The sequence below is a fragment of the Streptococcus sp. UBA632 genome (genome assembly GCF_002300045.1).
Classification (GTDB): Bacteria; Bacillota; Bacilli; order Lactobacillales; family Streptococcaceae; genus Streptococcus; species Streptococcus alactolyticus.
This window is the reverse complement of sequence record NZ_DBPA01000018.1, coordinates 1-12,462: the sequence shown is the minus strand read 5'-3', so window position 1 is coordinate 12,462 and position 12,462 is coordinate 1. Positions and strand designations below refer to the sequence as shown.

12 protein-coding genes are annotated in these 12,462 nt (G+C 40.5%); 9 read left to right on the top strand and 3 right to left on the bottom strand.

The features are described 5' to 3' along the window. Positions 1 to 113 precede the first annotated feature (113 nt). From B3473_RS02090 to nrdG, 8 genes are all read left to right on the top strand, one after another. Positions 114 to 383 (top strand): IreB family regulatory phosphoprotein, encoded by a 270-nt coding sequence (locus B3473_RS02090; RefSeq protein ID WP_154454976.1) that lies wholly within the window; start codon positions 114 to 116, stop codon positions 381 to 383. After that, the gene (gene ruvX, locus B3473_RS02085; RefSeq protein WP_154454977.1) at positions 380 to 799 is read left to right on the top strand and encodes a Holliday junction resolvase RuvX; all 420 of its coding nucleotides are present in this window, start codon (positions 380 to 382) and stop codon (positions 797 to 799) included. Before B3473_RS02090 ends, ruvX begins: the two co-directional genes overlap by 4 nt. A 12-nt stretch (positions 800 to 811) precedes the next feature. Then, entirely contained in the window at positions 812 to 1,111 is a 300-nt protein-coding gene (locus tag B3473_RS02080) for a DUF1292 domain-containing protein (RefSeq protein ID WP_154454978.1), read from the top strand. Between the two features lie 186 nt (positions 1,112 to 1,297). Beyond that, a complete protein-coding gene (locus B3473_RS02075; RefSeq protein ID WP_167829292.1) occupies positions 1,298 to 2,878 on the top strand; it encodes a DUF2079 domain-containing protein in 1,581 nt (526 codons plus the stop codon). Positions 2,879 to 2,995: 117 nt separating this feature from the next. After that, on the top strand, positions 2,996 to 5,212 hold the full coding sequence (gene nrdD, locus B3473_RS02070; RefSeq protein ID WP_154454904.1) for an anaerobic ribonucleoside-triphosphate reductase: 2,217 nt from the start codon (positions 2,996 to 2,998) through the stop codon (positions 5,210 to 5,212). A gap of 111 nt (positions 5,213 to 5,323) precedes the next feature. Then, positions 5,324 to 5,470: a hypothetical protein gene (locus B3473_RS02065; protein WP_012962621.1), complete on the top strand. Its 147-nt coding sequence runs from the start codon at positions 5,324 to 5,326 to the stop codon at positions 5,468 to 5,470. 11 nt (positions 5,471 to 5,481) lie between these two features. Beyond that, positions 5,482 to 5,988, top strand: a complete 507-nt coding sequence (locus B3473_RS02060; RefSeq protein ID WP_293651043.1) for a GNAT family N-acetyltransferase — start codon at positions 5,482 to 5,484, stop codon at positions 5,986 to 5,988. Positions 5,989 to 6,030: 42 nt separating this feature from the next. Beyond that, positions 6,031 to 6,645: an anaerobic ribonucleoside-triphosphate reductase activating protein gene (gene nrdG / locus B3473_RS02055; protein WP_154454906.1), complete on the top strand. Its 615-nt coding sequence runs from the start codon at positions 6,031 to 6,033 to the stop codon at positions 6,643 to 6,645. Positions 6,646 to 6,916: 271 nt separating this feature from the next. Here the strand turns inward: nrdG and B3473_RS02050 are convergent, their stop codons facing one another. Continuing rightward, positions 6,917 to 7,897, bottom strand: coding sequence for a Gfo/Idh/MocA family protein (locus B3473_RS02050; RefSeq protein ID WP_154454907.1), 981 nt, complete (start codon positions 7,895 to 7,897; stop codon positions 6,917 to 6,919). Between the two features lie 137 nt (positions 7,898 to 8,034). Between B3473_RS02050 and B3473_RS02045 the strand changes: the two genes are divergently transcribed. Beyond that, positions 8,035 to 9,930 (top strand): M13 family metallopeptidase, encoded by a 1,896-nt coding sequence (locus tag B3473_RS02045; RefSeq protein ID WP_293651042.1) that lies wholly within the window; start codon positions 8,035 to 8,037, stop codon positions 9,928 to 9,930. 23 nt (positions 9,931 to 9,953) lie between these two features. Here the strand turns inward: B3473_RS02045 and B3473_RS02040 are convergent, their stop codons facing one another. Next, positions 9,954 to 11,468, bottom strand: a complete 1,515-nt coding sequence (locus B3473_RS02040; RefSeq protein ID WP_235280794.1) for a glycosyltransferase family 39 protein — start codon at positions 11,466 to 11,468, stop codon at positions 9,954 to 9,956. Positions 11,469 to 11,552: 84 nt separating this feature from the next. Beyond that, positions 11,553 to 12,462 (bottom strand): S66 family peptidase (locus B3473_RS02035; RefSeq protein WP_293651041.1); only part of this gene is annotated, 910 nt, incomplete at its 5' end.

Here is a 12,462-nt window from a genome sequence, read left to right as displayed (position 1 = left end):
ATGGTGTGAAAAAAGGGTGATAAAGTTTACTGAAATAAAGTTAGATTCTTGTGAAATCCTTTTGAATAGGCTATAATAGTTGGTGATAGCTGTTTTAGAAAGAAGGTGTAAGTATGGGATTTACAGATGAAACTGTACGCTTCAATTTAGACGATAGAAACAAAAAAGAAATCAGCGAGACTTTGACAACAGTGTATCGTTCTCTCGATGAAAAGGGATACAATCCAATTAATCAGATTGTAGGTTACGTTTTGAGTGGGGACCCTGCTTATGTTCCTCGTTATAACAATGCTAGAAATCAGATTCGCAAATACGAACGTGATGAGATTGTTGAAGAACTTGTTCGATATTATCTCAAAGGAAATGGAATTGATTTAAAATGAGAATAATGGGACTAGATGTCGGTTCAAAAACAGTTGGTGTTGCCATTAGTGACCCACTTGGTTTTACCGCTCAAGGTGTCGAGATTATCAAAATCGATGAAGAAGCTGGCGAATTTGGCTTTGACCGATTAGGTCAGCTGGTTAAAGAATATAAAGTCGATAAATTTGTTGTTGGTCTGCCTAAAAATATGAACAATACCGAAGGTCCTCGTGTTGAGGTCAGTAAGTCATATGGTGACAAGATTGCGGATTTATTTGGTATCCCTGTGGATTACCAAGACGAACGCTTGACGACCGTACAGGCAGAGCGTATGTTGGTAGAACAAGCTGATGTGAGTCGAGGCAAACGTAAAAAAGTGATTGACAAATTGGCTGCGCAGCTTATTTTACAAAATTATTTGGATAGAATGTTTTAAAGGAGAAAGCCCATGGCACATAATCATGAACACGAACATGAAGTTATTACCTTAGTCGATGAGCACGGAAATGAAACCTTATTTGAAATTCTTTTGACCATCGATGGTCGTGAAGAATTTGGTAAGAATTACGTTCTTTTGGTTCCTGCTGGTGCTGAAGAAGATGAGCAAGGTGAAATTGAAATCCAAGCTTATTCTTTCACTGAAAATGAAGATGGAACAGAAGGCGACCTTCAACCAATCCCTGAAGACTCTGACGCTGAGTGGGATATGATTGAAGAAGTTTTCAATAGCTTCATTGATGAAGACTAATCATACTGGATGAAGCGATTCCTGATGAACTGCACGTAAGATGTGCGGTTCTTTTTTCTTGTTCAGAGATTTAGCCTATTTTCAATTATTTTAGCCATCCTTTAGCTTTTTATGGTATAATCATCAAATTGACTAATGTTTAGTTTCTGTTATACTTATTAAGGACGAAATTCAAGGAGAAAATAAGTGAATACATCAGAGGAAGTGAATTTAAATCAAAATGGCGTGCCGTCTTATAGTCGCTTGTCACGTACGAGTGGTTTTACTCCTAAAAGGCAAGGTGCGGCTATCAGCACCAAGGTTCCTAGACGCCATAAGTTTTTTCTGCTAATCATCAGTATTATTGTGGGATGCTTATCCGTAGCCAATCCTTTACTTACGGACTGGGCCAATAGTTTGCAATCTCAAAATTTGTACGTTGGTTTCATGTTTACTAAAGGGCAGTTGCCGTTTACAGATATGTTTGCGACAGGTGGTTTTCTTTATTACACCCTGATTGCCTTAGCTTACTATCTAGGGTCAACCTTGTGGCTGGTTCCCCTTCAAGTGCTCATTTTTTATGTGTCAGGGATTTATTTTTACAAACTCATCCATTACTTCACGTCTAATCAACGATTTGCCGTGGGTATGAGTGGTGTTTTCTACTTGTTAAATGTAGCTCTTGGTTTTGGCGGCTTGTATCCTGTCCAATTTGCCATGCCGTTTGTCTTGGTGTCTTTATGGTTCTTGACGAAATACTTTGCAGGTCTGATTAAAGATGAAGCCTTTATTTTGTATGGCTTTGCAGGGTCAGCGTCAATGCTTTTAGACCCAAGAACCTTGGTTTTTTGGTTATTGTCTTTTATTGCGATTATTGTTTATAACTCAAGAAAAAAACATTTGGCGCGAGGCTTTTACCAATTACTGTGTATTATTTTTGGGATGATTCTCATTTTGTACACTGTTGGTTACTTTGTGTTGAACTTGCAAATTTTATCGCCTTATATTTCACAAGCCATTGTTTACCCATTTACTTATTTTGCTACAAGTGACCATAATTTCTTTTTGACTTTGCTCTTCCAAGTGGGCTTGCTGCTTTTTTCAGGCTTGTTGTTTGGCTTGCTTTCATTTAACAAAGTGCTTAAAGATAACAAAGACCGCATGGTCAAATACCTCATTTTCGTGGTATTTATCGGCTTTTTGCTGCTTGATTTGGTATCACAGACGTATGAGTTCTATCACTTGTTGGCAGCGATGCCTTTTGGCTTGATTTTGACTGCTGTGGCACTTGACGAGCGTTACAAACGCTATATGGTTCGTTCTTCAAATCGCCGTCAAAAGTCTTCTCGAAACACTAAAGGTGCATTTGAGTTTTATGTGAAAACGTTCCTCTACCTTCCTGTTTTGGTTTTGATTGTTGGGATAGGACGTCCAATCGTGTCAAATATCATCACTTTTGGTGATAATAGCCAGCGTTCAACGATTGCTACTTATTTGGCATCAAATACTTCTGATGAAGATTCTATTTATGTTTGGGATAGTTCTTCTAAGATTTATTTAGAAAGTGGCTTACCAAGTAGTTCGCAATTTTCATCACCGCTTGTCAATACAGCAAAAGATGACAATCAAAAAGTGTTTGAAGATGAGTTGTTGCAAAACGTGGCGACTTATGTTATCGTTCATAAAAACGAGAAATTGCCTGAGGTGGTTCAAAAAGATTTAAAATCAAATTACGAAACCGTTTCGGTCAAAAAAGTATCTGACTTTACGATTTATCGTAAGAAGTAAAAAACAACTATAAATAACGATAAAATCAATATCTTGTGTTCTTCTAAAAGATTTGCCACAAGATATTGATTTTTTTAGAGTCAACGTGTTATAATAGACGGGCAAAGGAGTGTTCTTATGATTACATTGGAAAAGGAAATAATAACAGATCAACCGGCAATCAAAGTCATCAAACGTGATGGACGTTCTGTTAATTTTGAAGCCGAAAAGATATACAATGCCTTACTAAAAGCAAGTAATAATGTGACTAAATTATCCCCACTTGTTGAGGCAAAATTAGAAACCATTTCAAATAACATCATTGCGGAAATTATAGACCGCTTTAAAGACGATGTTAAAATTTATGAAATTCAAAATATCGTTGAGCATGAGCTTTTGGCAGCTAATGAATATGCCATCGCACAAGAATACATCAATTACCGTACCAAGCGCGATTTTGCGCGTTCGCAAGCAACAGATATCAATTTTACCATTGATAAATTGTTGAACAAGGATCAAACCATTGTCAATGAAAACGCCAATAAAGATAGCGAAGTTTTCAACACACAACGTGATTTGACGGCTGGTATCGTTGGCAAATCAATTGGTCTTAAAATGTTGCCATCACACGTGGCTAATGCGCATCAAAAAGGGGACATTCATTACCACGACCTTGATTATAGCCCATATACCCCAATGACTAACTGCTGTTTAATTGACTTTAAAGGGATGTTGGCCAATGGCTTTAAGATTGGCAATGCTGAGGTAGAAAGTCCAAAATCAATTCAAACAGCGACAGCCCAAATTTCGCAAATCATCGCGAACGTAGCTTCTAGCCAATACGGTGGTTGTACGGCAGACCGCATTGATGAATTTTTGGCACCTTACGCTGAATTGAATTATAAAAAACACTTAAAAGACGCTCAAGATTGGGTAGCAGAAGACCTTCGTGAAGACTATGCTCGTACCAAAACGAAAAAAGACATTTATGATGCGATGCAAAGCCTTGAATACGAAATCAATACCTTGTTCACGTCAAATGGGCAAACACCGTTTACCTCACTTGGTTTTGGTCTTGGTACTAACTGGTTTGAACGTGAAATTCAAAAAGCCATTCTTGAAATCCGCATCAAAGGGCTTGGTAGCGAACACCGCACAGCCATTTTCCCTAAATTGATTTTCACGTTGAAGAGTGGTCTTAACCTAGAAGTCGGCACACCAAACTATGATATCAAGCAATTAGCCTTGGAATGTGCGACAAAACGGATGTATCCTGATGTCTTGTCTTATGACAAAATCATTGAATTGACAGGTTCATTTAAAGCGCCAATGGGTTGCCGTTCATTCTTGCAAGGGTGGAAAGACGAAAATGGCGTTGAAGTCAACTCAGGTCGTATGAATCTTGGGGTTGTGACGGTCAATCTTCCTCGTATTGCTATGGAATCAAATGGCGATATGAACAAATTCTGGGATATTTTCAATGAACGCATGGGTATTGCCAAAGATGCTTTGGTTTACCGAGTCGAACGCGTCAAAGAAGCAACGCCAGCCAATGCCCCTATTTTGTATCAATACGGTGCCTTTGGTCAACGTCTTGGCAAATACGACAATGTGGACGAACTTTTCCGTCATCGCCGTGCAACAGTTTCACTTGGTTACATTGGTCTTTACGAAGTGGGTACCGTTTTCTATGGTCCTGAATGGGAAAGCAATGCTGAAGCTAAAGCCTTTACGGTTGATATCGTTCGCAAAATGAAACAATTCTGTGAAGAGTGGTCAGATGAGTTTGATTATCATTTCTCAGTATATTCAACACCATCTGAAAGCTTGACTGACCGTTTCTGCCGCTTGGATACAGAGAAATTTGGTCTTGTGAAAGACATTACCGATAAGGAATACTACACCAATTCTTTCCACTACGATGTGCGTAAGAACCCAACACCATTTGAAAAATTAGATTTTGAAAAAGCTTATCCAGAAGCTGGTGCAACTGGTGGTTTCATTCATTATTGTGAATACCCAGTGCTTCAACAAAATCCAAAAGCCTTGGAAGCTGTTTGGGATTATGCATATACACGTATTGGTTATCTTGGTACCAATACCCCAATCGACCGTTGTTACCAATGTGGTTTTGAAGGAGATTTCACGCCAACAGAACGCGGATTTGTCTGCCCAAACTGCGGTAATAGCGACCCTAAAACCGTTGATGTTGTCAAACGAACATGTGGTTACCTAGGAAATCCGCAAGCTCGCCCAATGGTTAATGGTCGCCACAAAGAAATTTCTGCTCGTGTTAAACACATGAATGGCTCTACTATTAAAAATCCTGGGGATTATAGCAAACACCGTGCTTAATTTTGGGAGTCGTCGTTGATTGATAAGATGAGAAGCTGAGACCATGCGTCCCTGCTTCTTTATTATTTTGGTGGGTCAGGTTAGAGGTCTGACTAGAAAGGATATTAGCAAATGGGAAAATACCAGTTAGATTATAAAGGGATGCAACAAGTGGAACGTTTTCATGAAAAACATTCAAATGTGAAAACTGACAAAAAAGCGCGTGTTAGTCAGTTGAAAGCGCAGTTTTTAGAAAAAGCTAAAAAGAAAAGTAAATAGAGGTACCGTTTATGCAATTACGAAGACCTGAATTATCAGATAAAGCAGCTGTTATTGACATGATGAAAGAATTTGAGGCAAGTCAATCTGCTCATGACGGCGGTTTTTGGTCTGTGGATAACTTTGTTTATGAGGACTGGATTGAAAGAAATCAATTAAGTGAAATGGGTATTGATGTGCCGTCAACGTTTGTTCCAGCGATTCAATTTGTTTCTTTTGATGATAACGGAAGGGTTCTAGGATTTTTGCATTTACGTTTACGTCTAAATGATAATCTCTTAAATAAGGGGGGACATATTGGGTATTCGATTCGTCCGTCAGAGCGTCATAAGGGATTGGCTAAGAAACAGCTTCATCTAGGTTTACTAGAAGCTAAAAAGAAAAACATCAAACAAGCTTTGGTGACTTGTCACACGGATAATATTGCCAGCCGAAAGGTGATTTTAGCAAATGGTGGTGTTTTAGAAGATGTCCGTGAGTCAACTGAGCGTTATTGGATCAATCTGGCTGAAGAATAACTTGTGGATAAGTCAAATAATTAGATTAGAAAGAAGGCTAGGATGGAAGAAGCAAATTGGAATACTCCCAAGCCTGGTGAATGGAAATCAGAAGAATTAAGCCAAGGGCGTATCATTGATTACAAAGCATTTAACTTTGTTGATGGAGAAGGTGTGCGGAATTCCTTGTATGTGTCGGGTTGTATGTTTCACTGCAAGGGGTGTTATAACGCAGCGACCTGGTCATTTCAAGCAGGAATGCCTTATACCAAGGAGCTAGAAGAGCAAATCATGGCGGATTTGGCACAACCTTATGTCCAAGGTTTGACGCTTTTGGGCGGTGAACCCTTCTTGAATACAGGGATTTTATTGCCCTTGATTAAGCGCGTGCGCCGTGAATTGCCAGAAAAAGACATTTGGTCTTGGACAGGGTACACTTGGGAAGAAATGATGCAAGAAACCCCAGATAAGCTGGAAATGCTGAGTTTGATTGACATTTTGGTGGATGGTCGCTTTGACATCACCAGGAAGAATTTGATGTTGCAATTTCGTGGGTCTTCAAATCAGCGTATTATCGATGTTCAGAAGTCTTTGAAAGCTGGCGAAGTGGTTATTTGGGATAAATTAAATGATGGCACGGAAAATTTTGAACAAGTTAGCCGCGATGATTTGATTTAAAAAGAGCAGTTCAAACGAGCTGCTTTTTTTGTGTTATCCACAAGACAATTCACGCCTTATGTTGTTTTATCAAGGGTTTTGAGAGTCGGATTTCACAATTATAAACAAGTTATCCCCAAAATATGAGCATGGTTATCCACAGGTTGTTCATAACTTGTGTGTAAAAGTGGATAAAAGAACAAAAAAGCATCCCTGACGATGCCAAAACACAGTTACTGCAAAAGTAACTTGAATTTGACCTTGTCAGAGATGGATTTGTGGATAACTATGCTTATTCTTCTTCTGGGTAAGTGAGGTTCCAATCTTGGCGGAGTTTGGTCATGATGTCCATGACATCTTTGGTGTAGTCAAGGTGCATGACATTTTCTTGACCAGAAACGGCTTTTTCCATATCAGCGACTTCGTAAGAAAGGGCAAGTGCCGTGCTGCCAGCTTCGATGACTTCTTGGTGCCCATCTTCAGTGTAGGTAATCACAGCCTTTTGACCGCGAGGGTATTCGTAAAGCTCGATGTAGCCTTTATCATAGGCGATGGTCCCACGTTTTGGTTGTTTCGCATGAAGGCTCAAGGTCAAGGTTGCCATTTCGCCTTGGTCATTTGTCAGCAAAATACCTGCCTGTTCGTCAACGCCTGTTGGGGCAAGTTTGACTTGAGAAGCAATTTGGTTGGGTGTTGAAGTCATAAACCAGCGAACAAATGAAAGAGCGTAAACACCGATATCAAGCAGAGCGCCACCAGCGAGGTTGCGATTGAAGAAACGGTTGGTCATGTCATATTCTTTGTAGCTACCAAAGTTCATTTGGATGATTTTCAATTCTCCAAGTTTTCCACTGGCAATGATTTCAGATAATTGACGGTAAATTGGCATGTGGAAAATAGTCATGGCTTCTGCCAGCACGACATGATTGTCCTCGGCAAGTTTAATGGCTTCGTTTAATTCGTCAGCGTTTAGAGTGATTGATTTTTCACACAAAACGTGTTTGCCTTTGGCCAAAGCTTTGCGCAAGAAATTGATATGGGTATTGTGTGGTGTTGAGATGTAAATAATGTCAACTTCAGGGTCATCAAAAACGTCATCAATGTTTTGATAAACCTTGTCAATGCCATATTTTTCAGCGAAAGCGAGTCCTTTATCATAAGTACGATTAGCGACAGAATAAAGCTTTCGTCCTTGTTGTTCTAGGGCTTGTGCTAACTCATTAGCAATGACCCCTGTTCCTAAAGTTGCCCAATTGTAATGTTTTGTTGTCATAAAAGCCTCCTTAAAAATTAGTATAGCAAAAAAGCGCTATCATGTCTGCTATTATTATTTGAGTCAGGCGTTTTTAAATCTGCTATTATGTGCATTTTTTGATAAAATAGTTCTAATCAGAATAAAGGAGATTTGTTATGACTCGATATCAAGATGATTTTTATGATGCCGTCAACGGCGAATGGGAAAAAACAGCGGTCATCCCTGATGATAAGCCTCGCACAGGTGGTTTTTCAGACTTGTCAGATGAGATTGAAGACCTTATGTTAGAAAACACAGACAAGTGGCTTAGTGGCAAGGATGTGCCTGATGATAGTATTTTGCAAAACTTTGTGAAGTTGCACCGCATGGCTGCAGACTACGACAAACGTGAGGAAGTGGGCGTTGCACCCGTTCTTCCTTTAATCAAAGAATACCAAGATTTGGGTTCTTTTTCAGACTTTTCAGGTAAGATTGCGGAGTTTGAATTGGCTGGCAAACCAAACGCCTTTCCATTTGGTGTGGCACCTGATTTCATGAACGCTCAATTAAATGTTTTGTGGGCTGAGGCTCCTGAAACCATTTTGCCAGACACCACTTACTATGCAGAAGATAACGAAAAAGGGAAAGAATTACTGGCTATTTGGCGTCACATGCAAGAAGAATTGTTGGCAAAATTTGGTTTTTCAGCTGAAGAAATCAGCGATTTGTTGGACAAGGTGATTGCCTTAGATGCCAAACTAGCTAAGTACGTTTTGTCACGTGAAGAATCATCAGAATACGTCAAATTATACCACCCTTATGATTGGGCAGATTTTGTCAAACTTGCTCCAGAATTGCCTTTGGATGCGATTTTCACACGTATTTTGGGTGAGGTGCCTAACAAGGTTATTGTACCTGAGGAACGTTTTTGGACAGAGTTTGCGTCTGACTATTACTCAGAAGACAATTGGGATTTGTTAAAGGCTGATTTGGTGCTTTCAGCTGCAGGTAATTATAATGGCTATTTGACTGATGAGATTCGTGTGCTTTCAGGCACTTATGGTCGAGCCCTTTCAGGAACGCCACAAGCCATAGACAAGAAAAAAGCGGCTTATTATTTGGCTTCAGGACCTTACAACCAAGCTCTAGGATTGTGGTATGCAGGTCAAAAATTCTCACCAGAAGCCAAAGCCGATGTGGAACACAAAGTGGCTACCATGATTGATGTTTACAAAAAACGCTTGGCGTCAGCAGATTGGTTGGCTCAAGAAACGCGTGATAAGGCCATCGTCAAACTCAACACGATTACGCCACATATTGGTTACCCTGAAAAATTGCCTGAAACCTATACCAAGAAAATCATTGACGAATCGTTGTCATTGGTTGAAAATGCTCAAAATCTTGCTAAGATTTCAATCGCTCATAGTTGGAGCAAATGGAACAAGCCTGTTGACCGTAGCGAATGGCATATGCCAGCCCACATGGTCAATGCTTACTACGACCCACAACAAAACCAAATTGTCTTTCCAGCTGCTATTTTACAAGCACCATTTTACAGTTTGGAACAAAGTTCATCTGCCAACTATGGTGGTATCGGAGCAGTGATTGCCCACGAAATTTCTCACGCCTTTGATACCAACGGAGCTTCATTTGACGAAAATGGTAGCTTGAACAATTGGTGGCAAGAAGCAGATTACAAGGCTTTCACGGAACGTACGGATAAAATTGTTGAGCAGTTTGATGGTTTGGATTCTTACGGAGCGAAAGTCAACGGAAAATTGACGGTTTCTGAAAACGTGGCAGACCTTGGCGGTGTGGCTTGCGCACTTGAGGCAGCCAAACAAGATGACGATTTCTCTGCGCGTGATTTCTTTATCAATTTTGCAACCATTTGGCGCATGAAAGCTCGTCCAGAGTACATGCAAATGTTGGCAAGCATTGACGTTCACGCTCCTGGCAAGCTTCGTACTAACGTCACCTTAACTAACTTCGATGATTTCCATGAAGAATTTGATGTTAAAGCTGGCGACCCTATGTGGCGTGCTCCAGAAGACCGTGTGATTATTTGGTAATGGCTAACAAAAAAGCCTCGACATTAACTGTCGAGGTCTTTTATTTTTGGAAAAAGAGCGTTATTTTCCCAGCCTCTGCCTGCCAGCAGGAGAATTTGTGGGATAAATTGAATGAGGTAACGTGATTTCCCACCTTCAAAAATCATGAGGAAGGCTAAGCCGCCAAGTAAGGCCAGCAGCAAAAAATCATTGCTTTCAAATGAGAAGCGCGTAGCTTTGATCATACCGATAATCATGATTAACCAAATGATTTGCCTGATGAGAAAGGACAGCTGGTATTCCACCGTGTCTGAGCTAATCCAGAATCGCCGAACAGCTTTTAAAAAGGCATTGTTTTTGGTGTAGGAATAAAGAGGGGAAACGTAAGGCGTTTTTTCATCGTCAGGATTTTCAAAATACGTCCACCCCAAGCTGCCATCCATGAGTGTTGCTCCCAATTTCACCACCAAATGTGCCCCAAAAGTGACAGGTGTGTAGTCGTTTAAGCGACGCTTGATGTCTTTGATGATATTTTCCGTGGCAAACATCCCATTGTTGTAGTTGTCCCGTTCGCTTTCATCCACGTATTGTAACAATCCCGCTTTCATATCCGCTTGGTCTGTTCCTGAAAATGTCAGTCCCAAATCCACAAAGAGCAGGGCTGATTTGGCTAAGCCTTTACCTTTGAGCAGTTGAATTTCGGTTTGGTGGCTCTCTAAGTATTTGCCGCCAGCATAAATACTACCAAAGCTGACGAGAAAAAGGCTGAAAATGATAATTCCTTTCTTCCAGTAACGGTTTAGCCCAAGTATCATAAAAAGTGCAATGATTAAGACAAGCGCAGTCGGACGAATGAAATAAGTCACTCCTGTCACGATTCCCAAAAGAGTAGCGTTTTTTAGGAGTTGTATCTTTTGGTTTGTTTGTAGTAAAGCAAGCGCCAAGGCAGTCTGCAAACACAGCAGCGGCAAAGCTAAAACGTCCGTGTACATGCTCATAAAAAAGGGCGAAAATAGAAACAGGAAGGTAAAGAAGAAAAAGCAACGATCAGCTATCTTCTGATTGCCATAGCGTTTGGCCGTGGCATAGATAATATAGGCTGAGGCATTCACATAAAGCATGTTTAACCCCATCATGCCCCACAGTCCATTTTCATGAAAAAGATTGAAAAACAGCCGTTCGTACAAGAACAAAAAGAGGTTGTTGGGGTTGCGCGTGATGTAGTTCACGGTTAAATCTTCGGCAAGGTAGTGAAAGGCTCCTGTGAAAACCACCGCCGCATCTCTTCGGATGAGTAATCTCGCCGAGAATAGCAGGAGTATTTGAAAAGCAATTGCCACGAGCATAACTGCCCTTTTATGTTGCGTGATGAACTTAAAAAGTGTCGAACCAAATGCTAGAATGGCTTTTCTAAACAGCCAAAAGCTAACTAGAATGATAATCAACCCAAGCGGAGAAGTCCATCCTAAAAATCCTACGGCAACTAAAAAAGCAAATGCAAAAATTCCCCGAATCGCATAACGCACGCTTAGGGAAAAGTATTTGTTGACGGTATCCATTAGTCCTGTTTTCCTCAATATGTAAAAATAGTCAGTATGACCATTATACCACAGCACAAGCCCTTTCAAATGGTGAGAAAAAGCCTATTCCCGAATGGAAATGCTGAAGCTGTCCGTGTCAATGCTAGCTTTTGCTCCAATCGTAATGGTAAAAAGCGGTTGGGTGTGGGCAAAGTCAAGATCATACATGACAGGAATGGTTTTCAAAATCGGGTGTTTGTCCAAGATGTAGATCAAGATATCTTGGGTCATTTGGCATTCTTTAGGAAATCGTCCGATAAGCACGGCTTTGGGCTGAGGGTAAGCCTGCAAAATTGCTGCCAAATTGCGCGTGAATTCGTAATAACCGTCTTCTTCGGATTGTTCCAAAAAAAGGACATAGTCTTCTACCTGTGGGGCATACGGTGTTCCGCGAAGAAGTCCAAAAGTAGATAAATTTCCACCAATAATGGTGCCAGAAGCTTTCCCTGCGTTGTAAATTTTCCATTCTGTTGGCATAAAATGACGTGGTTGTGTTGGGTCATACCAAGGGTCGCTTGACCACTCTTGACTTGGAACAAGGTCGTAAGCTGATTTTGTCGTGGCGTTTAACCAAGCCTTGCTCTGGTAATCTTGACCTTCTTTCATTTTAAAACTAGAATATGACGGTCCCATGTAAGTGAGGTTTCCAGTTTTAGCAAAAATAGCATTCAAAAAGGCTGTCGAATCCGAATAGCCACAGATGATTTTAGGGTGTTTGGCAATTAAGTCGTAGTCAAGATAGGGCAACAGTTCGTTAGAATTAAAACCACCAATCGTAGCCAGAATAGCATCAACAGAGTCATCAGCAAAAGCAGCGTGCAAATCAGCAACACGGCTCTTGATTGAAGAAGAATAGAGCATATCAGACTCTAAGTAATGTTCTGAAAATGACACACGAAATCCTAGATTTTCTAACGTTTCTTTGGCAGAAAGGTTGGCTTCAAATCCACCCAAGCGAGCAATTGAATCTGAC